The sequence below is a fragment of the Arthrobacter sp. AFG7.2 genome, from assembly GCF_002892835.1.
GTDB lineage: Bacteria > Actinomycetota > Actinomycetes > Actinomycetales > Micrococcaceae > Arthrobacter.
This window is the reverse complement of the sequence record NZ_PJMB01000004.1, coordinates 137,238-157,569: the sequence shown is the minus strand read 5'-3', so window position 1 is coordinate 157,569 and position 20,332 is coordinate 137,238. Positions and strand designations below refer to the sequence as shown.

Sequence of the window (20,332 nt, the reverse complement as noted above, 5' to 3'; positions counted from 1 at the left end):
ACACTGTGGATAACTTTCCCAACAGCTGGGGATATCGCTGGGGGCTAGCGGGGTGGACCTGGCCAGACACCGGAGGATCCGCGCCGATGGCTTCCCATTAGATGCGTGTCGACTATTCCAACGGCTTCCATGAGCGCGAACATAGTGGTGGGGCCAACAAAGGAGAATCCCTTTTTCCTCAGGGCCCTGGACAGCGCAACCGACTCCGGGGACTGGGTGGGGATATCAGAATGAACCACCGGCTGCGGGGTTGCAGCAGGCTGGAACTGCCACACGAAGTCCACCAGGCCGCCTTCCTCACGCAGGGCCAGGGTGGCTTGTGCGTTGTTGACGGCAGCACGAATCTTCAACCGGTTCCTGACGATGCCGGTATCCTGCATCAGCCGGTCCATGTCCGCGTCGGTGAAGAGCGCGACGGCATCAGGGCTGAACCCTGCGAAAGCGGTCCGAAAGGCGGGGCGCTTTCGCAGGATGGTGGCCCACGAGAGCCCCGCCTGGAAACCCTCCAGACATATGCGTTCGTAGAGGCCTTGCTCATCCCTGACGGGCATGCCCCACTCGTGGTCGTAGTAATCCCGCAGCAAAGGGTCAGAGGACGCCCAGGCCGGACGGGCCAGTCCGTCCTCACCCGGCAGGACTCCTGAATCAGGGGGAGACAAGCGTTTCTCCTTGGCGGAGGCGGGGTCTTGCGGCGGGGCTACGCTGGATTCAGGAGCGCCAGCGGGTAGTCATCAGGAAGCCCACGATGGCGATGCCGAAACCGGCCACAATATTCCATGACTCCCAGGCCTGGACGGGAAAGCGGCCTTCACTGATGTAAAAAGTGATGATCCAGAAGAGGCCGATGAGCATCAGGCCAAACATCACGGGCTTGAACCACACAGGATTGGGCTTGTACGTCTGGGAAGAAGCCTGCTGGGCGGTGCTGGCAGTCTTCTTGCGCGGCTTTGACTCGGGCACTGGCTCTCCTTGGCGGGCTGAGGCAAGCTCGGCGTCCCGGGCTTGGTATCCTGCAAGAAGGAAATTGCCAGCGGTCTGCGCGATCTTGGTCAAATCTGGATTCTTACTAGCAGCCAATTCTAGCCGTAGTTCATGGGCCGCCGGTGCCCGTTGGAACCGCCCCGAGGAGAACGCGTGGTGTTGCAGGAGAAGGCGAGGCAAGCCGCTGCGCCGCCTGCCGGCGTCGTTATTCTGCGCGGGACCGTCCAGATCGTCGGTGAGCTGCTGATCACCGCCGGCATCATCCTCCTGCTGTTCGTTGCCTGGCAGCTGTGGTGGACCAACGTGGAATCCGACGCCAGGCAGAGCGAAGTGATCAAGGAATTCGCGCAGGATCTCGGCGGTGCTCCCCCCGCCTCACCGGACGCTTCCGCGCCTGCTGTTACCGGGGAAGAATTTGGCGATCCCGTGGTGTCCGCAGCTCCCGGCCATGCCGGAACCATCGGCATCATGTATATCCCCCGGTTCGGCCCGAACTACACCAGGCCCATCGTGGAGGGAACAACCAGCGACGTGCTGGATACCTTGGGGCTGGGACATTACGGCACCACTGCCATGCCGGGTGCTGTTGGAAACTTTGCGGTGGCAGGCCACCGCCAAACCCACGGCGCCGTCCTGGACAACATCCACACATTGGTCCCCGGGGACAAGATCTACGTCCAGACAAGGGACGGTTACTACGTCTATGTCTTCCGGAACAACCAGATCGTTATGCCCTCGCGAACCGATGTCCTGGAGCCGGTGCCTACCCTCCCGGGGGCCGTCCCCACTGAAAGATACCTGACGATGACCAGTTGCAACCCGCGCTTCGGAGCCGAAGAACGCATCATTGCCTATTCCCTCCTGGACAGCTGGCGCCCGGCGTCCGCAGGCCCTCCTGCGGAAATCGCGGACCAGGTGGCTGCTGCGGTTGGAAAGGGCTGAGCATGTACGGCTGGATCTTCCGCCACCTTCCGGGACCGCTCTGGCTGCGGATCGTCACTTCATTGGTGCTCATCGCCGCCGCACTGGTATTGATGGTTCAGTTCCTATTTCCCTGGATGTCCCACTACACCCAATTCACCGACTCAACGATTGGTGCAGCAAGCCAGCCATGACCACAACAAAAATCCTCGTGGTGGATAACTACGACAGCTTCGTTTACACCCTGGTGGGCTACCTCCAGGAACTCGGCGCGGAAACCACGGTTGTCCGCAATGACGACGTCACACTGGCCGAAGCCATTGAACTGGCCGGCACGCGCGACGGCGTGCTGATCTCACCCGGTCCCGGCAACCCCGCAGAAGCCGGCGTGTGCATTGAACTGATCAAGTGGTGCGGCGAGAACAGTGTCCCAATGTTCGGCGTCTGCCTGGGGCACCAGGCACTGGCGGAGGCCTTCGGCGGGAAGGTCACGCACGCCCCGGAGCTCATGCACGGCAAAACGTCCCTGGTGCAGCACATCGGCACCAGCGTCTTTTCCGGCCTGCCCTCTCCCGTCACGGCCACCCGGTACCACTCACTGGCAGCCGTCCGCGAATCCATTCCCGACGTCCTTGAGGTGACGGCGGAGACTGCTTCAGGCGTGGTGATGGGACTACAGCACCGGACCGCGCCGCTGTGCGGCGTGCAGTTCCATCCAGAGTCGGTTCTGACGGAGGGCGGTTACCAGATGCTGGGCAACTGGCTTGAATCGCTGGGAATGAAAGGCGCAGCCGCCCGGGCAGCCACACTGAGCCCGCTCATCCAGCACTGATTTGCTGCACCGACTGCCGGTCAGTCATCATCATCCTTCTTGGTGGATGTGGGCGAGGGCGTGGGGGTCGGCTCCGGGCTTGGCGGAGGAGGAGGCGGTGGCGGGGCCTTGGCCACCACGATGGTAACGGTTTTGCCCTGCTCCACCGCGGCGTTGGCCGGATCGCTCTGGTCAGTCACCCTTCCCGGCTCCACCTGGGCGTTCTCCGCTTCAACCACTGCGGGCACCAGGCTTAGTTCCTTCAAGGCCGCCTCTGCCTCTTCCCGGGTCCGCCCGCGCAGTTCAGGAACGGCGACCTTGCCCGTGGATACCACCAGTTCAACGCTGGTTCCGACGCCGACCATCTGACCGGGCGCGGGGCTGGTGGTGATGACAATTCCTGCAGGTACCGTGGCACTGTTGGCCGTGGTCGTGGAGGGTGCCCCTGCCAGTCCGCTTTGCCGCAGGATATCCCTGGCTGCAGCTTCCGTCTTGCCCGGAAGGCTTTCCGGGATCATCACGGCGCTGGGCCCTTCGGAAACATTGAGGACCACCTCGGCCCCGGGATCCACCGACGCGCCGGTAGCAGGGTCCGTGCCGATCGCTATGCCCTTCGGAACTGTTTCGTGCTGCCGGCGGACAATCCTTGGTTCGAGGTCCGACTGATACAGCTCCTGCAGCGCTGCCGACTCCGTCATTGAAGCTACTGCAGGGATCTGGACTTTGGGCACTACCGGCTCAGGACGGTTCACGATGCTGTACACCCACAGTGCGCCACCGGCAAGGATGAGCAGGGTGAAAATCACCAAGGTGGTAATCCAGGCGCGACGGCGGGACTTCTGGCGGGGACTCCGTTCCCGTTCCGGGGGCAGGCCAAGTGGCAGGCCGTCCGTTGGCCCCCCTGCGTCGACGTCTGCCAGCAAGGGGACCACAGGGCCGCGGTCACCGGCAGAAGCGGGTGTTGCGGAGAGCCGGCCGGTAGGGGCCTCGTCCAGGAAACCCGCCCCGGCAGCGGCGAACGCTTCGGTAGCGGGCGCCGATGGCGCCGGGACGTGGTCGTTGGGATCTGTTGGCGCTTCCGAGAACGGCACGGCAGCAACCGGCACCCCCGACCGTGCAGCCCGCAGGGCACGACGGAAGGCAGCCGCATCCTGGAAGCGGTCATCACGGTTTTTCTGCAGGGCCTTTGCCAGGACACTGTCCAGGGCCGGCGAGACCTGGGGATTCACGCTGCTCGCCGGTTCCGGAATTTCCCGGACATGCTGGTAGGCCACGGATACCGGGCTGTCACCGATGAACGGCGGCCGGGACGTGAGCATTTCATACAGCAGGCAGGCTGCGGAGTAGAGATCGCTCCGCGCGTCCACCGTCTCACCGCGGGCCTGTTCGGGAGACAGATACTGCGCGGTGCCTACGACGGCCTGCGTCTGGGTCATGGTGGCCGATGAATCGGCGATGGCCCGGGCGATCCCGAAATCCATGACCTTTACTGAATCGGTGCTTTCGCAGTACATCACATTGGCCGGTTTGATGTCCCGGTGGACGATGCCGGCCTTGTGGCTGTACTCGAGGGCACCCAGGACCCCCAGGCAGTAATCAATCGCCTGGTCGATGGTGACGTCATGGGCACGGATCAGGTCGCGGATGGTCTTGCCCTCCACGAATTCCATCACGATGTAGGGGACCCGGAGGTTGTCCTCTGCGCCGTCGTGGACAAGGTGCTCGCCGGTGTCGTAGATGGCAACGATGGAGGAATGGTTGAGGGCAGCCACCGCCTGTGCTTCACGCTTGAACCGGGCCTGGAACTGCGGATCGCGCGCCATCTCCGGCCGCAGCAGCTTGATGGCGACCGTCCGTCCGAGGCGGGTATCAACCCCTCTGTATACGTCCGCCATGCCTCCGCGGCCGATCAGGCCGCCCAGTTCGTAGCGGCCGCTCAGGACACGGCGGTTATCCACCGGGAGGCTGTCCTCACGGTGCAACGGGGCGCGCGGTGACTCGTTCATGGGATGTCCTGGCGGCTACTGGCTGCAGGTTGGTGACGTTCCGGGCACCTGGTCGCCAGTGCAGGCAGGCAGGGACGACGCTACGGTGGGCGCAGCCACGGATGAGGTGGTGGGCGCGGTTGCAGGAGCTGTTGTAGGAGCCGGAGCCGGAGCTGGAGAGGACGTGGTGGGCTCGGGCTCAGGAGCCACAGCATAGATAACAGTGATAGGCGATCCTTCAGGCAGAGCGCCCGTCGGGTTCAGCTCCAACACCCTTCCCGGTGCAGCGGCAGTGCTTTCCTCCGGAACGACGGTTACGGCGAACCCCAGGGCGGCCAGTTCGGCCTGGACCTGCCGGTAGTCCTTGCCCAGGTAGGCGGCAGGGATGACGTTGACCAGTTCCTGGGTTGGTTCGGGCGTTGGCGTAGGCGTGTCTCGGGTGGGCGTGGGTGCCTGCGAGGTCCTGGTGGGGCTGGCGCTGCTGGTCTGCGGGCTGCTTGTGGTCACCGCCGATGTGGGGTCGTTGGAGGGGAACAGGATTCCCCGCTGGCTAAGGAAGAAACCCACCAATGCGAACAGAAGCAGCAGGATCAGGGCGATCAGGGGCCACGTCCATGGACTGCGCCCCTTGCGCTGGGGCTCATCGGCGGGCTCGTCGTCGTACGTTGATTCTTCCGGAACCCACTTGCGCTCCGCGGCGAGTGCGTTGGCCCGGGCAAGGGCACCCTGGCGTGCCCCGGTATCCGCTGCGGCTGCCCCGGCAGCTGCTCCTGCAGCGGTGCCGGCTGCGCCCGCACCAAGCACGGGCAGAGCAGAAGTTGCAGCGGGGGAATCATCCCGCTGCGCACCGATGACACCGGTAGGTGCCGTGGCGGTGTCCACGGGGGCGGTAATGGGCCCGGTCTCGACGCCGTCGAAGAGGAGCATGCCGGGAACAGCTGCGCGGGCGGCACTGATGTCACCGTTGCGGATGGCCTCGGCTGCCTCCGCCAGCTTGATCGCGTTCTCCGGCCGGTTCCCGGGGTCCTTGGCCAGCATGGACATGAGGAGGGCACGCACCGGCACGGGAAGTGTCTCCGGCAGTGGCGGCGGTGCGTCATTGACCTGTGCCAGGGCAATGGCGATCTGCGACTCACCGGTGAAGGGCCGGTGGCCGGTGAGGCACTCGTAACCGATGACGCCGAGCGCGTAGATGTCGGATGAACCAGTGGCGGTTTGCCCGGTGGCCTGCTCAGGGGCGAGATACTGTGCAGTGCCCATCACCTGTCCGGTCTGGGTCAAAGGCACCTGGTTGGCGAGACGGGCAATGCCGAAGTCGGTGACCTTGACCCGTCCGTCAGGGGTGATCAGGAGGTTGCCCGGCTTCACATCACGGTGCACCAGGCCCTGCGCGTGGGCAACGGCGAGGGCACGGGCGGTCTGCGCGATGATGGAGAGCGTGCGGTCCGGTGACAGGACCTGCTCATGCTCGATGATGCTGCTCAGCGGCTGGCCGGGGACCAGCTCCATGACCAGGTAGGCGGAGCCTTCCTCCTCGCCATAGTCGAAGACGTTGGCAATGCCTATGTGGTTAAGGAGCGCTGTATGGCGGGCCTCAGCACGAAAACGCTGAAGGAAGCCGGGATCCCCCGTGTACTCCTCTTTCAGCACCTTGATGGCGACGATCCGGCCCAGGACGAGGTCTTTCGCTTTCCAGACTTCGCCCATCCCGCCGATCGCGATCCGCGTGGTCAGCTGGAATCTCCCGCCGAGGGTGATTCCGGTTGTAGGCCTCACTTATTCAACACCGCCTCAAAGATTCTTTTCGCATTCGGACTGGTTAGCTGGGCTCCGGTGGTGATATCCACGCCTTCCATGACGATCGTGACACCCACCTGCGGGTTGTTGGCCGGCGCGAAGCCGGTGAACCAGGAGTTGTTGGTCCCGTTCCCGAGTTCCGCGGTTCCTGTCTTGCCCGCCACCTGCACACCAGGGACGGCCGCCCGGTTTGCGATGCCTTCACTGACGGCACTGACCATCCACTCGGTGATCTGGTTGGCGATCTCCGGTGTGGTGGAGGTGCGCAACTGCTGGGGCTGAGGTTCGTCGATCACGCGCAGGTCCGGAGAGCGGAGCGCCTTGATCAGGTTGGGCCGCATCTGGACGCCGTCGTTGGCAATGGCGGCAGTCATCAGTGCAACCTGCAGCGGGGTGGCCCGCACGTCCTTCTGGCCGATGGCCGACTGGGCGAGGCCCGGGGCGTCCAGGTCATCGGGGAAACCGTTGCCCCGCGCATAGTCGAGCTTGAGCTGGTCACCCATGTCCTCGCCGAATCCAAACTTTTCGGCCTGCTCTGCGATGGCGTCGCGCCCCAGGTCCAGGGCGATGCTGGCGAACGGGGTGTTGCAGGACTGCTGCAGCGCGAAGGCGAAGCCCGCCGTGTCCCGGGTGTAGCAGTTGCCGCCCGCATAGTTGGGCAGCGTGTACTGGATGCCCTCGAACGGCATCTGCGCCGGGTTGGGGAGCACGCTGTCCTTGTTGTACTTTCCGGAAGCCAGGGCGGCGGCTGTATCCACCAGTTTGTAGACGGAACCCGGTGCCAGGAGTTCTCCGGTGGGTCCGCTGACATTCGGATTCAGGTTGATGCCCGGAACCTTGAGGAGTTCATTGATGTTGGCGGTTTCGGCGTCGGGATCCTGGGTGGCGATCTGGTTGGGATCGTAGGAGGGTTTGGACACCATGGCCAGGATCGCCCCGGTCTTGGGGTTGGTGACCACGATCGATCCGCGCTGCCCGTCCGGAATGAGGCTGTACGCGAGCTGCTGGATCTCGGGGTCGATGGTGAGCTCCACGGACGCGCCCTTGGGCTGGTTACCGAGGAAGAGCTGCCCGACCCGGTCCAGGAACAGCTGGTCTGAGTTTCCTGTGAGCACCTCTCCCATGGCCTGTTCCAGGCCGGTGGCACCGAAATTCTGGGAGAAGTATCCCGTGATGCCCGCGTACGGTTCAGGCTGCGGGTAGGTGCGCTGGAATTTGCAGGTCTCCGAGGTGCCTTCCACCGATTCCGCTACGGGGGAACCGCCCACGATGATGGCGCCGCGGTCGTTGCAGTAGTTCTGCAGGATGGCGCGCTGGTTCCAGGGGTTGGCCTTCAGCTCATCCGCGCCGATCACCTGCACGTAGCTGATGGCACCGAAGATCAGGGCGAACATGGCGATGGCCGCTACCCATGAGTGCCGTATTGCCTGGTTCACGAGTGCTTCACCGCCTCGGTTGGAGTGTCAATGCCCATGGATTCCGTTGCCTCGCCCGGCCGCAGGGGTGTGGTGTCCACCGGCCCCCGTGCCGTGTGCGAGATCATCAGGAGCAGTCCCACGATGATCCAGTTGGCCAGCAGGGAGGAACCGCCGGCTGCGAGGAAGGGTGTTGTGAGGCCTGTCAGGGGGATCAGGCGCGTGACGCCGCCGATCACCACGAAGCACTGCAGGGCCACCGCGAAGGACAGTCCGCAGGCCAGGAGCTTGCCAAAGGCGTCCCGCGTGCCCAGTGCGGCGCGGAAGCCGCGGGTGAAAAGCAGCAGGTACATCAGGACGACGGCGAAGAGGCCAACCAGGCCCAGCTCCTCGCCAAGGGAGGCGATGATCATGTCACTGTTGGCGAACGGGACCAGGTCCGGGCGGCCCTGGCCCAGGCCGGTGCCCACCAGCCCTCCGTTGGCCATCCCGAAGAGGCCCTGCACGATCTGGCCGCTTCCGCCGGGAGAGCGGCCGTAAACCTCCGGAGTGAAGGCGTTCAGCCAGCCGCTAATCCGAAGTTCCACATGGGAAAAGACCCGGGACGCCGCAAATCCGCCGCCGAGAATGAGGGCCAGGCCGATCACCACCCAGCTGATACGGCTGGTTGCCACGTAGATCATCACGATGAACAGGCCGAAGAAGAGCACCGAAGAGCCAAGGTCCCGCTGGAAGATGAGCACACCGATACTCACTAGCCAGGCAGTAATCATGGGTCCCATGTCCTTGAACCGCGGGAACTGCAGTGGCCCGACTTTTCGGCCGGCAAGCAGGATCAGATCACGGTTGGACGACAGATACCCGGCAAAGAATATGGCAAGCGTGATCTTTGCGACTTCACCCGGCTGGAAGGTCATGGGTCCGAGCCTGATCCAGACACGGGCACCCAGGATCTCGCCGGCACTGATTCCCGGAATGAGCGGCAGGATCAGCAGGAGGGCGCTGGCTGCGAGGGAGATGAAGGTGAACCTGCGGAGTACTCGATGGTCCTTGAGGAACCAGATCACCGCGATGGCCACTGCCATGGCAATGAGGGTCCACCGCAACTGGTTGTTGCCGGTATCCGCATCCGGAGCGTCGAGCCGGTGAATCATGGCAAGCCCCAAGCCATTCAGGGCAACCACCAGTGGAAGTATTACCGGATCGGCATACTTTGCGCGAAAGCGGAGGACGCCGTGGAAGACCAGGGCGGCGACAGCGAGGAGGCTTGACTGGAACCAGAAATCGGAATCAAACGCTTTTTCCTGGTCCACGCCCACCAGCATGTTGGCGCCGATGCCCACTGCGAGGGCCAGCAGGAGCAGCGCAAGTTCAACGTTGCGCCGTGGCTTGGGGGTGGTGCTGAGCTGGCTCATTGGACCGCCTCGCAGGTGACGGTGGGACTGGGGGACGGGCTTGCCGGCGCAGGAGACGCATCCGGTGCCGGGGCAGGCGCCGCTGATTCCGTCGGTGCCGGAGCGGACGTGGTTGCCCCCGGGGACGGGGAAGGCGTTGCACAGTCTTCCTCGGGAGACGTGGTTCCGGTGAGCTCCAGGTTCTTAACGATCCGCTGGGCATCATAAAGATCGTTCGCGGGCACCGTCTGGCGGACCCGCTGCTGGGAGAACGGCGGCAGGGAATCCATCCGGATCTCCGTCACTGTCTCAAGGGTGGAAAGTCCGATGGGGCCAAGACGCTGGGACACGCCGTTGTAGATGGCGACGCGTGAATCGGACTCGCCAACGTAATAGCGGGTTTGGGTCCAGGCATAGCCCAGCCAGAGACCCACAGTCAGGACCACCAGGACGGAAGCAGCGATAGTCCAGGTAACCCACCGGCGCGGTTTAAGCGGAACGAGGGTGTCTTCAGCGTCATTGCCCGGCCGTTCAGCCTTGTGGGTGAGGAGTGTGGCTGCCCTGCGCGCCACGGTGCGCCCGGCGATGGTGGGGATGGACCCTGATTCTGCTGCCGATGCGGCAGCACCGACAAGTTCGTGCGGACGTGACGCCAGCTCCTCCCGGAGGACCTCCGCGGACAGATGCTCGCCCAGATGGGGGTCGGTGGCGCCCGCAGCTCCGGAACCGTTGGTGCCGTTGGCGGGCCCGGCGTCCCGAGTGTCTCCCGCTCCAGCATCGCCGGCACCGTTGGCTGCAGCGTTCCCGGCTTCTTCCGGGGTCTCCTTCAGGGCTGCCGCTGGAACGGCCGCGGCGGTACTTGTGGAAGGAATGACGTCGACGGCGGCTGTACTGACGTCGTCGGGCGTTTCTTCGACGATTTCCACCATGATGACCGTGACGTTGTCCGGAGAGCCGGCTTCAAGGGTGAGGTCCACCAGGGTTTCCACGCACTCCCGCAGATCCTTGGTTTCCCGTACGGTCCGTTCCACGGCGTGGCCGGCAACGTAGTTGAGCCCGTCAGAGCAGAGCAGCCAGCGGTCTCCCGGCCGAACATCCAAGACGTCGAGATCAAGCTCAGGACTGGCGTCAACATCGCCCAGGACCCGCATCAGGACATTCTTGTGCGGGTGGCTCTCGGCCTCTTCCGGGCGCAGCCTGCCTTCGTCGATGAGCCGCTGGACGAACGTGTGGTCCACGCTCACCTGCTTGAATTCACCGTCACGCAGACGGTACGCCCGGGAGTCCCCGATGTGCGCGAAGTGCAGTTGTCCCTCTGCCAGCAGGAGCGCCGTTACCGTGGTGCCCATCCCGGCCAGCTTGGGGTTTTGGTGCACAAGTTCGGACAGCAGGGAGTTGGCAGTTTGGATTTCGTCGGCAAGGACGGTGCCGGCGTCGCCGTGGTAGCCGCCGCGATCCAGGTGGATCATGTCCAGGACCGTGGCAGCAGAGGCGACGTCGCCGCCCGCATGGCCGCCCATACCGTCCGCAACGACGGCGAGGTGCCGGCCGGCGTACGCGGAATCGTCGTTCTTGGAACGTATCCGGCCGACGTCGGAACGCGCGGCAAAGCGCATGATGAGGGGCCGCTGCGGGGGCTGGTGCCCGTTCGCGGGAGTTTGCGTGGCGGCCACGGCTATGGCCTCAATTCGATGACCGTCTTGCCGATTCTCACGGGTACCCCTGGCTCAACCGGCAGGGCACGGGTAAGTTGCTGGTCCGCCAGGTAGGTTCCGTTCGTGGAACCCAGGTCCTCGATAAACCAGCGGCTGCCCTGGGGGAACAGCCTGGCGTGGCGGCCCGAGGCATAATCGTCCTCCAGGACCAGGGTGGCTTCCTGGGCCCGGCCCAGGAGGATGGGGCTGGCGGCAAGCGGGAGGGTAGTTCCCTTGAGCGGACCCTCGACAACAACCAGTTGGCGGGCCTGCTGCTTCACGGGCTGCGGGGCCGCTTCCGCCAGGTCCGGGTTCCGGCGCACCTGGCGTTGCGTTGGAGCGCCCGAGGCGGCCTTGCGCCCCACCATCAGGTCCCGCCGCATGGCTGAGACGATGCTGAAGATCAGCACCCACAGGAGCAGGAGGAAGCCAAAGCGCAGGGCCGTTATGGTCAGATCGCTCATGCGCGGCCACCGGGGCCGGCAGGCAGAAGGCGGAAGATGATTTTTGTCCGTCCCATCGTGATGGTGGAGCCGTCAGTGAGCTCGGTGCTTCCTGACACCTTCTGTCCGTTGACGTAACTGCCGTTGGTGGAACCCATATCCACTGCGCTTGTCACTCCGTTGGCTGTGCGGATCTCCAGGTGGCGGCGCGATACGCCCGTGTCCTCGACGTGGATGTCGGCGTCGGAGGATCTGCCGAGCACGATGGACGGCGCGTTGAGGGAGTAGCGCTGCCCGTCGATGTCCAGGACGGGCTGGAGCCGGACCGGCTGCCTGCTGGGAGCAGCGGGGACGTTGGAACGTGGCGGCTGGCCGGCTGGAGAGGCCTGGGATTTTTCGGTGGACGAGATGATCTCGAAGTCGCCGGCGCGCAGCTCCGAATCCCTGCGGAAGGAAATCCGCACGGAACCCTGGAGCGTGTAGCCCTGGCTCCGGACGTGGTTGATGACCACGTCGCAGAGCTCCTCCGCCAGCGGGGTGCCCCATTCCTGGGCCCTTGCGAAGTCGTCGTCACTGAGCTGGACGTCGAAGACATTGGGTGCCAGCGTGCGGCCGGCTGACACCGTCAGCGCTTTGTGGTCCACCTCGCGGCGCAGCCTGCTGGCGATTTCCACAGGTTCCACCTGTGCCCGCGAACCGGTGGAGAAGACGCCTCGGACGGCCTTTTCGATGCCGCGTTCCACTTTGTCCAGCAGTCCCATGCTTCTTCTCCTTTCCCCCCGGCTGCGGGGCAGTCTTCGTTCCGGAACTGCACGTTTGGTGCAGCCCGCAGGTCAGCGGTGTGCCTGCCTGCAGCAGTCACTCCTACATCCGATACTACTGGGCAGGCCTGTGAATGACCTTAATCAGCAACGCCCGGGCACCGGCAAAAGTTCACTTCCCCGCCCGGTTGGGGCGTCCCGCGGCAGCGGTTCCGCCTGCAGCCAAGAACCCCGGGATCCGGGTACGGCCGGCCTCGTGCAGGCAGCCGTCACCACCGATTGGCAATTTCCGTCCACTCTCCGTTATGCTTGATCTCGCTGCTTTTACAAGGTTGCGGATCGGGAAACCGGCCGTGATTGTGTGGAAGAAGTTGCGCGCGAGTGGCGGAACGGCAGACGCGCTGGCTTCAGGTGCCAGTATCCGAAAGGGTGTGGGGGTTCAAATCCCCCCTCGCGCACGCAAACAGGTAAGGACCCCGGTCAGTTGACCGGGGTCCTTTCTTTGTTGTCCCATCCAGCGTCGATGTTTCCGGCCTGCTACGGGCGGGCGGAGGCCTTGAACCGGCGTCGGGAGTTTGCCAGGTGGCTGCGCATGGCAGCGGCTGCTGCAGCCTCGTCTCCGTCCGCGATGGCGTCCGCAATGGACCGGTGTTCCTGCACCACCTGGTCGAAGTGGTCCCGGGCGTAATGCTCGGCGCCGGTCATCAGCCTGGTGCGCGGCATGGCAATCATCGTCTGGCCGAGGGCAGCGAGGCAGTCGGAGTAATAAGGGTTGCCGGAGGCCGCGGCTATGGCCCGGTGGAATTCAAAGTCGGACTTCATGGCGTGCGCGGGATGTCCTGCGCTGGCCGTGAACTCCTCCAGCGCCGCAGTGACAGCCCGCAGTTGCCGGTCGGTGTGGTTGCGGGCTGCCAGCGCGGCCGCTTCGGTCTCCACGCCCAGCCGGAACTCCAGCAGGTGGAGCCGGTCCTCCATGCTTGCCACCGGGCGGGCTCCCGGCGTTGCCTGCGGCCCTTCCGACGGCGGGGTGAGGGCGAAGCTGCCGCGTCCCCGTTCCGTTTCAACCAGTCCCTCCGCCTGGAGCCTGGTCAGGGCGGCGCGCACGACGGTACGGCTCACGCCGAAGTCGCTGATGAGGGTGTTCTCGCTGGGGAGCTTTTCACCCGGCTGGATGACGCCGTCCACGATGCGGGTGCGAAGGTCAGCGGCGAGGTCCGCGGTGAGGTTCCGGCTCATGGCACCAACGTTACGCGCCGAACTCCACGGACTCTGTGGTCCAGGCGCGTGCCTGGTCGCTCAACGTGATGCCGAGGCCCGGGCGGTCCGGGACGATCATCCGCCCGTTCTTGGTCTCGAGCCGTTCGTTGAAGAGCGGGTCCAGCCAGTCAAAGTGCTCCACCCAGGGCTCGCGCGGGTACGCGGCCGCAAGGTGCAGGTGGATTTCCATGGCGAAGTGCGGAGCCAGGCCCAGCCCGCGCTCGTCTGCCAGGGCGGCGAGGCGGAGGAACTGGGTGATACCGCCGACCCGGGGTGCGTCCGGCTGGATGATGTCGCAGCTGTTGGCGTTGATGAGCCCTTTATGCTCTGCCACCGAGGCGAGCATTTCGCCGGTGGCGATGGGGGTGTCCAGGAGCTGGGCGAGGTGTGCATGACCCTCGAAGTCGTAGGCGTCCAGGGGTTCTTCGATCCAGATGAGGTTGAACTCCTCAAGCCGGCGCCCCATCCGCAGGGCGGTGGCGCGGTCCCACTGCTGGTTCGCGTCCACCATCAGGGGTACGTCCCAGCCGATGTGTTCGCGGATGCCGGCGACGCGGCGCAGGTCCTCTTTGCTGTCTGGGAGCCCAACCTTGATCTTGATGCCGCCGATGCCCTCCTCGAGGGACTGCGTGGCGCGGGTCTTTACCTCGTCCAGGGTGGCGTTGAGGAAGCCGCCGGAGGTGTTGTAGGTCTGCACGGAGTCACGGTAGGAGCCAAGGAACTTGGCCAGGGGCAGGCCGGCACGCTTGGCCTTGAGGTCGTAGAGGGCAATGTCGATGGCCGCCAGGGCCTGGGTCGCGACGCCGGAGCGCCCCACGGAAGCACCGGCCCACAAGAGCTTGGTGTAAATTTTCGCGATGTCGTTGGGATCCTCGCCGATGATGCCTTCCGCAACTTCTTTGGCGTGGGCGTACTGGGCGGGGCCGCCGGCGCGCTTGGAGTAGCTGAAGCCGATGCCGCTGTGCCCCAGTTCGGTGGTGATTTCAGCGAAGAGGAAGACCACCTCGGTCATGGGCTTCTGCCGGCCGGTGAAGACCTTTGCGTCGCTGATGGGAACGGCAAGGGGCAGGCGGGCGGTGGACAGCTTGACGTGCCGGATCAGATCGACGGAACTCATGGATTCTCCTTTGGGGGTGCCGGGCTCCTTCGCCCGCCTTCTTATAATATAAGTTCCATGCTTGTACTACAAGTAGGGAATGTGGATCCCCGGGCTGCAGGAATGCCTGCAATGGTGAGTCAACCGCCGGTTTGGTGGGTACCTCCGAACAGGAACTCGTGCAGGCTCAGCGAGGGGGAAGGGCTTATTGCTGTGCACCCCGCCGGGGGGCAGGCGCGGAAATTGGAGCGGGAAATGTGCAGGATCCGGGCCGGCACCAGCATAGTTAAGCTCTTGGGTTGTGCGTTTATGGGTACAGTCACCGCAAAATGCAGGACGGAAACGAACAGGGGCTTGAATTGGCAGGGAACGCAACCTTCCGGCATAGCAACACAGCGCTGCTTTCGGTGAGCAGCGTCGAGGCTCCGAGGATCGTCAGTTCCACGGATTTTGACCGCAGGTTGGCTTCCACCCTGCAGCGGCTGAAGTTCCCGCCGCGGCTGCTGGAGCGCGTCGCCGGAGTGACGCACAGGCGATGGTGGGCGGCCGGCACGTCTTTTGATGATGCCGCCGCCGAGGCGGGCGCCAAGGCACTGGCCGAGGCCGGGGTCGAACCGTCCCAGGTTGGCCTGCTGATTAACACGTCCGTCACCCGGCGCAACCTCGAACCCTCTGTCGCCGTGAAGATTCACCACACACTCGGCCTGCCATCCTCAGCGATGAACTTTGATGTGGCGAACGCATGCCTCGGTTTCGTTAACGGACTGACCATGGCGGCCAACATGATCGATTCGGGCCAGATCAAATACGCGGTGATCGTCAACGGCGAGGACTCCCAGAGCACCCAGGAGGCCACGCTTGCCCGGCTGCAGCGGCCTGAGACCACCCGTGAGGACTTCAACCGGGAGTTCGCCACGCTCACGCTGGGTTCCGGGGCCGCCGCAGCCGTGCTGGGTCCCGCGGACGAGCACCCGGGAGCTCACAGGCTTGTGGGCGGAGTGATGCGTGCCGGCAGCGAACACCACGGTTTGTGCGTGGGAGGCATCGACGGCATGACCACCGACACCAAGGGCCTGCTCGACGGCGGGCTGCAGCTCGTCGTTGATGCCTGGCACGAAGCCCAGCCGGAGTGGGACTGGGCCGCTATGGACCGCTATGTCACGCACCAGGTCAGCAACGCGTATACGCAGGCGATCATCAATGCCATTGACCTGGATCCGGACAAGGTCCCGATCACGTTCCCGCACTGGGGCAACGTGGGGCCTGCCTCGCTTCCCATGACCCTTGCAGCCGAGGCACAGTCACTTAACGCCGGGGACCGGGTTTTGTGCATGGGGGTTGGTTCAGGACTGAACACGGGCATGGTGGAAATCGTTTGGTAGCCGAGAACTGGCCCGGCGTGGATGCGGAATGGTCCCGGACAATCGAGGTGCCGTCCACGTCCGGCGTCGATGCAGGCGCTGTGCGCCGCTGGCACCTGCTGGACAACGGCGCGCAGCTGTCGCGCCTGGGGCTGTCACCCGCCGGTACCCTGCTGTGCGTGCACGGCAACCCCACCTGGTCCTACCTCTGGCGTACGCTGCTGGCCGCAGGATCCAACCCGGACCACCCGTGGCGCGTTGTGGCAGTGGACCAACTGGACATGGGCTCCTCGGAAAGGACCGGAACCTTCCGGCGGCTGGCTGACCGGATCAACGACCTCGGCGACCTGACCCAGGCGCTGGGCCTGGACGGGCCAGTGGTGACGGTGGGCCATGACTGGGGCGGAGTGATCAGCCTGGGCTGGGCCCTGGCGCACCCACAGCTCCTCGCCGGTGTGGTGTTGACCAACACCGCCGTCCATCAGCCCGCCGGTTCGGGAATCCCGCCCGCACTGCGCCTTGCCCTGCACCCCGCCGTGCACAAGTGGGGAACCACGACGTCGGACGCGTTTCTGCGGGTGACGCACTCGCTGGCGGACCCCCCGCTGCCTGCTGCCATCCGGAAGGCCTACATGGCCCCCTACCGCGGATCCGACCGCCGCGCCGGGGTAGGGAACTTTGTTGCCGATATACCCGTGGACGCTTCACACCCCAGCTTTGCGGCGCTTACCGCCGTCGCGGAAGGACTGCACGGACTGAAGGTCCCGGCGCTGATGCTCTGGGGCCCCAGGGACCCCATCTTTTCCGACCGGTACCTCAAGGACCTCATCAGCCGGCTTCCGCACGCGGCCGTGCACCGCTTCGAAGGCGCGGGCCATCTCCTGGCAGAAGACCGGAACATTGCCCAGCCTGTTTTCCAGTGGCTCGGCGAAAACACCCCCGGCGGATCGGGGAAAGCGGAAGCCACAGCGCCTGGCCGCACGGTCGGCGGGTCGCCCGATGATGGGGCCGGGCCGGAGCAGGCGGAATTCCGGCCACTGTGGGACCTGCTCGACGGGCAGGCGGCCGGACCGGCAGGCGGCAGCCCCGCTGTTGTGGAAATGTCCCCGAACGGTTCACCCGCCCGGTCCCTCAGCTGGCAGCAGCTGGACCGGAGCATCGTGGACCTCACTGCCGGGCTGAAGGAAGCCGGCGTGGGAAGGGGCAGTCGGGTGAGCCTGATGGTTCCGCCCGGAGTGGACCTCACCGTTGCCCTCTACGCCTGCCTGCGGCTGGGCGCAGTGGTGGTAGTGGCCGACGCCGGACTGGGAACCAAGGGCCTGAGCCGCGCCGTGAAGGGTGCCACCCCTGATGTCCTCATCGGAATCGACAGGGCACTCGCGGCTGCCTCGGTGCTCGGGTGGCCGGGGCGGCGCATCAGTGTGCGGGACCTTCCGGCCGCACGCCGACGGGTCCTGGGTGTCGAGACGTCCCTTCACGTTCTGGCCCGTTCCGGTGCCGCACGCGGATTCGGACAGCCTGCAGACAGCATGGATCCCGATGCTCCCGCTGCCGTACTCTTCACGTCCGGTTCCACAGGCCCCGCCAAGGGCGTGCTGTATACGCACCGGCAGCTGGCCGCAATGCGGGATACGGTGGGCGCAACCTTCGGGATCCGTCCCGGTGCCCGGCTGGTGGCCGGCTTTGCCCCGTTCGCCCTTTTGGGACCGGCGCTCGGAGCGGTATCGGTGACCCCGGCCATGGACGTCACTGCGCCCCGCACTTTGACGGCCGGTGCGCTCGCCGATGCTGCCGCGGCGATCAACGCCACCGTTGTCTTCGCCTCACCGGCGGCTTTACGCAATATCCTCGCCACCCGTGACGGCCTGAGTGCGGCAGGGCATGAGGCGCTCAGGGGAGTCGAGTTGTTGCTGTCCGCCGGCGCGCCCGTCCCTGAACCGCTGCTGGCAGAGGTTCAGCGGCTGCTGCCCCGGGCCTCGCTGCACACCCCTTACGGGATGACGGAGGCGTTGCCGGTCACCGACATCAGCCTCGAACAGATCCAGGCGGCCGACGCCGATGCTGCCGCGGGCGCTGTGGCGGGAGCAGGCAACGGGGTGTGTGTGGGCCGGCCCGTGCACGGCGCCCGGGTGGCGGTCGTTCCACTGGCCGAAGACGGCACGGCACCCACGTCCCGTCCGGTGGCTGAGGCCGGCGTGACCGGGGAAATCCTGGTCAGCGCACCGCACGTCAAGGAAGCGTACGACAGGCTCTGGCTGACCCAGCGCGAAAGCGCCGGCATGCCCGGATGGCACCGGACCGGAGACGTAGGGCACTTCGACGACGCCGGGCGGCTCTGGGTGGAAGGGCGCCTCGCCCATCTCGTCACGGCGCCCGGTGCCGTGGTGATGCCGGTGGGCGCGGAACAGGCCATCGAACGCCTTGACTCCGTCCGGCTGGCGGCCATCACCGGTGTGGGACCGGCAGGCACCCAGGCCGTGGTCGCCGTCGTCGAAACCGTACCGCCCGCGCGGAAAGCGGGCCCTGTTGCGCCGCAGCTTGCCGGTGAGGTCCGCCGGGCCGCCCTGGCAGCGGGCGTCCGCGTCTCCGCTGTTCTCGCGGTGCCGGCACAGCCCACGGACATCCGGCACAATGCCAAGATCGACAGGAGCCGCCTGTCCCGATGGGCTGCGCGGGTGCTGGCCGGCGGACGGCCAGGAAAGCCATGAGGGTCCTTGTCACGGGCGCAAGCGGGCTGCTGGGGGGAGAAGTGGCGCGGCTGCTGGTACGCCAGGGCCACGCCGTTGCGACCTTCCAGCGGCGTCCATCAGGGGTCGACGGCGCCACGGACTTCTGCGGTTCAGTTGCCGACGGTGCAGCGCTTCAGCGGGCAGTCGAAGGCGCCGAAGGAGTCATCCACCTGGCCGCGAAAGTTTCTTTCACTGGCCGCGCCGCAGAGTTCGATGAGGTGAATGTCGAGGGGACCCGCCGCCTCCTCCAGTGCGCCCGTGCGGCCGGGGTGAGGGACCTGGTCTTCGTCTCGTCCCCGTCCGTGGCCAATTCGGGCGCCGCCATCGCCGGGCTTGGCGCCGAGCCGGCTGATCCCCGGCGTGCGCACGGCGACTACTCCCGCACCAAGGCCGAGGCCGAGCTCTTGGCGCTGGCCGCAGACACTCCGGAGTTCCGGGTCGCAGCGGTGCGCCCGCACATTGTGTGGGGACCGGGCGACACCCAGCTGGTGGAGCGGGTCCTGGCACGCGCCGGCCGGGGCCGGCTGCCGTTGCTCGATGCCGGTGCTGCCTTGATCGACACCACCTACGTGGACAACGCCGCAGCGGCCATCGTCGCCGCCCTGCACCGCATGGAACACGTCCATGGCCGGGCCTTGGTGGTGAGCAACGGCGAGCCGCGTCCGGTGGGCGAGCTGCTGGCGGGAATCTGCGCCGCGGGAGGTGTCCCGGCGCCGTCGTGGTCCGTGCCGGGTGCGGTGGCGCGCGCGGCAGGAGCGGTAGTGGAGAAGGTCTGGACCCGGGCGGGGCGGCAAGAGGAGCCGCCCATGACGAGGTTCCTCGCCGAGCAGCTCTCCACCGCCCACTGGTTCGACCAGCGCGAAACGCGGGAACTCCTCGACTGGAAGCCCGCCGTCCCGCTTGACGAGGGACTGGCGAGGCTGGCGGAACACTATGCGTCCCGTTCAGCCCCGCAGGGCACCCAGCCCTGAGATCAGCGCCTCGAGTCCAAGCTCGAAAGCCACGTCAGCCGGGCGTCCCGGCACGCCGGCGGAGCTTCGCACCGCGGCCGTGAAGTTCGGGGTGGACTCCGCCATCGAACCGGATTCGAAAATGTCCTCCGGTGCGGTGACGTCATAGGCAGAGCCGAAGATGAAGGATTCCAGGGCCACAATCGAGGACACGACGCGTTCCTGTGGAAATCCTGCAGCCAGGAAGCCCTTGCTGACGGTCTCGTACATGGCCAGGGTCTGCGGCGCGTCGGTGACGGGAAGGACTGCAATCACGGGAATCAGCGGCGTGTGCTCGGCGAAAACGTTCCGGTAGCTCCAGGCCCAGGTCCGTACGGCCTGCTCCCAGGACGCAGTGCCGAAGCCGGACACATCCACAAGGGCGGTGAGGTGGTCCTCCACGAGGAGAAGCACGTCACGTTTGGCTGCCACGTGGTTGTACAGGGCCGACGGCGCCACCTCCAGCTGCTTTGCCAGGGCAGCCATGGTGAGGCCGTCGTAGCCTTTCCGGCTGATGAGCTTCAGGGCGCCGGCCGTAATGCCGGCTTTGTCCAGGACAGCGGCTGACGGCCTGCCGGCCTTCCGCCTCTGCGTTCCGGCATTCCCTGGTGAGCGCCCTTGGGTGGCTGATACTGCCGGCATTCCTGCCCTTTCATTGGTGGTCTCCAGCATTATTCCACCCGGCCCTTCCGGTCGCG

General features: G+C 65.7%; 18 protein-coding genes and 1 tRNA gene. 7 read left to right on the top strand and 12 right to left on the bottom strand.

Going from position 1 to position 20,332, the window contains the following annotated elements:
- Nucleotides 1–44: 44 nt before the first annotated feature.
- Nucleotides 45–659, bottom strand: a complete 615-nt coding sequence (locus CXX84_RS09155) for a DNA-3-methyladenine glycosylase I (RefSeq protein WP_102976401.1) — start codon at nt 657–659, stop codon at nt 45–47.
- Between the two features lie 49 nt (nt 660–708).
- Entirely contained in the window at nt 709–960 is a 252-nt protein-coding gene (locus CXX84_RS09150; RefSeq protein ID WP_102976612.1) for a cell division protein CrgA, read from the bottom strand.
- A 174-nt stretch (nt 961–1,134) separates the two neighbouring features.
- Between CXX84_RS09150 and CXX84_RS09145 the strand changes: the two genes are divergently transcribed.
- From CXX84_RS09145 to CXX84_RS09140, 3 genes are read left to right on the top strand one after another with little or no spacing between them, the layout of a single operon-like run.
- Nucleotides 1,135–1,923, top strand: a complete 789-nt coding sequence (locus CXX84_RS09145; RefSeq protein ID WP_102976400.1) for a class E sortase — start codon at nt 1,135–1,137, stop codon at nt 1,921–1,923.
- 2 nt (nt 1,924–1,925) lie between these two features.
- Nucleotides 1,926–2,096 (top strand): hypothetical protein, encoded by a 171-nt coding sequence (locus CXX84_RS19120; protein WP_189337547.1) that lies wholly within the window; start codon nt 1,926–1,928, stop codon nt 2,094–2,096.
- On the top strand, nt 2,093–2,734 hold the full coding sequence (locus tag CXX84_RS09140; RefSeq protein WP_102976399.1) for an anthranilate synthase component II: 642 nt from the start codon (nt 2,093–2,095) through the stop codon (nt 2,732–2,734). Before CXX84_RS19120 ends, CXX84_RS09140 begins: the two co-directional genes overlap by 4 nt.
- A 20-nt stretch (nt 2,735–2,754) precedes the next feature.
- On the opposite strand, the gene pknB is transcribed toward CXX84_RS09140, so the two are convergent.
- The 7 genes from pknB to CXX84_RS09105 are packed head-to-tail and all read right to left on the bottom strand — an operon-like array spanning nt 2,755 to nt 12,202.
- Nucleotides 2,755–4,719, bottom strand: coding sequence for a Stk1 family PASTA domain-containing Ser/Thr kinase (gene pknB / locus CXX84_RS09135; protein WP_102976398.1), 1,965 nt, complete (start codon nt 4,717–4,719; stop codon nt 2,755–2,757).
- A 15-nt stretch (nt 4,720–4,734) separates the two neighbouring features.
- Nucleotides 4,735–6,474 (bottom strand): protein kinase domain-containing protein, encoded by a 1,740-nt coding sequence (locus CXX84_RS09130; protein WP_102976397.1) that lies wholly within the window; start codon nt 6,472–6,474, stop codon nt 4,735–4,737.
- The gene (locus CXX84_RS09125; protein WP_102976396.1) at nt 6,471–7,931 is read right to left on the bottom strand and encodes a penicillin-binding transpeptidase domain-containing protein; all 1,461 of its coding nucleotides are present in this window, start codon (nt 7,929–7,931) and stop codon (nt 6,471–6,473) included. The genes CXX84_RS09130 and CXX84_RS09125 overlap by 4 nt, the downstream gene beginning before the upstream one ends.
- Nucleotides 7,928–9,325, bottom strand: coding sequence for an FtsW/RodA/SpoVE family cell cycle protein (locus tag CXX84_RS09120; RefSeq protein WP_102976395.1), 1,398 nt, complete (start codon nt 9,323–9,325; stop codon nt 7,928–7,930). Before CXX84_RS09120 ends, CXX84_RS09125 begins: the two co-directional genes overlap by 4 nt.
- Nucleotides 9,322–10,920 carry a PP2C family protein-serine/threonine phosphatase gene (locus tag CXX84_RS09115; RefSeq protein ID WP_102976611.1) on the bottom strand — a complete coding sequence of 533 codons (1,599 nt, stop codon included), beginning with the start codon at nt 10,918–10,920 and terminating at the stop codon, nt 9,322–9,324. The genes CXX84_RS09120 and CXX84_RS09115 overlap by 4 nt, the downstream gene beginning before the upstream one ends.
- A gap of 59 nt (nt 10,921–10,979) precedes the next feature.
- The gene (locus CXX84_RS09110; protein ID WP_102976394.1) at nt 10,980–11,462 is read right to left on the bottom strand and encodes an FHA domain-containing protein; all 483 of its coding nucleotides are present in this window, start codon (nt 11,460–11,462) and stop codon (nt 10,980–10,982) included.
- The gene (locus tag CXX84_RS09105; protein ID WP_102976393.1) at nt 11,459–12,202 is read right to left on the bottom strand and encodes an FhaA domain-containing protein; all 744 of its coding nucleotides are present in this window, start codon (nt 12,200–12,202) and stop codon (nt 11,459–11,461) included. Before CXX84_RS09105 ends, CXX84_RS09110 begins: the two co-directional genes overlap by 4 nt.
- Before the next feature lie 375 nt (nt 12,203–12,577).
- On the opposite strand from CXX84_RS09105, the gene CXX84_RS09100 reads away from it, so the two are divergent.
- Nucleotides 12,578–12,660: transfer RNA gene (locus tag CXX84_RS09100), tRNA-Leu, on the top strand.
- A 79-nt stretch (nt 12,661–12,739) separates the two neighbouring features.
- On the opposite strand, the gene CXX84_RS09095 is transcribed toward CXX84_RS09100, so the two are convergent.
- The gene (locus tag CXX84_RS09095; RefSeq protein ID WP_102976392.1) at nt 12,740–13,438 is read right to left on the bottom strand and encodes a FadR/GntR family transcriptional regulator; all 699 of its coding nucleotides are present in this window, start codon (nt 13,436–13,438) and stop codon (nt 12,740–12,742) included.
- Between the two features lie 10 nt (nt 13,439–13,448).
- Entirely contained in the window at nt 13,449–14,576 is a 1,128-nt protein-coding gene (locus tag CXX84_RS09090; protein WP_102976391.1) for an L-talarate/galactarate dehydratase, read from the bottom strand.
- A gap of 308 nt (nt 14,577–14,884) precedes the next feature.
- On the opposite strand from CXX84_RS09090, the gene CXX84_RS09085 reads away from it, so the two are divergent.
- From CXX84_RS09085 to CXX84_RS09075, 3 genes are read left to right on the top strand one after another with little or no spacing between them, the layout of a single operon-like run.
- Nucleotides 14,885–15,937, top strand: a complete 1,053-nt coding sequence (locus CXX84_RS09085; RefSeq protein WP_102976390.1) for a 3-oxoacyl-ACP synthase III — start codon at nt 14,885–14,887, stop codon at nt 15,935–15,937.
- Nucleotides 15,931–18,624 carry an alpha/beta fold hydrolase gene (locus tag CXX84_RS09080; protein WP_102976389.1) on the top strand — a complete coding sequence of 898 codons (2,694 nt, stop codon included), beginning with the start codon at nt 15,931–15,933 and terminating at the stop codon, nt 18,622–18,624. The genes CXX84_RS09085 and CXX84_RS09080 overlap by 7 nt, the downstream gene beginning before the upstream one ends.
- Nucleotides 18,621–19,616, top strand: coding sequence for an NAD-dependent epimerase/dehydratase family protein (locus CXX84_RS09075; RefSeq protein ID WP_102976610.1), 996 nt, complete (start codon nt 18,621–18,623; stop codon nt 19,614–19,616). The genes CXX84_RS09080 and CXX84_RS09075 overlap by 4 nt, the downstream gene beginning before the upstream one ends.
- On the opposite strand, the gene CXX84_RS09070 is transcribed toward CXX84_RS09075, so the two are convergent.
- Nucleotides 19,590–20,276, bottom strand: coding sequence for a TetR/AcrR family transcriptional regulator (locus CXX84_RS09070; protein ID WP_223253043.1), 687 nt, complete (start codon nt 20,274–20,276; stop codon nt 19,590–19,592). The two genes, CXX84_RS09075 and CXX84_RS09070, sit on opposite strands and share 27 nt — an antisense overlap.
- Between the last annotated feature and the right edge of the window lie 56 nt (nt 20,277–20,332).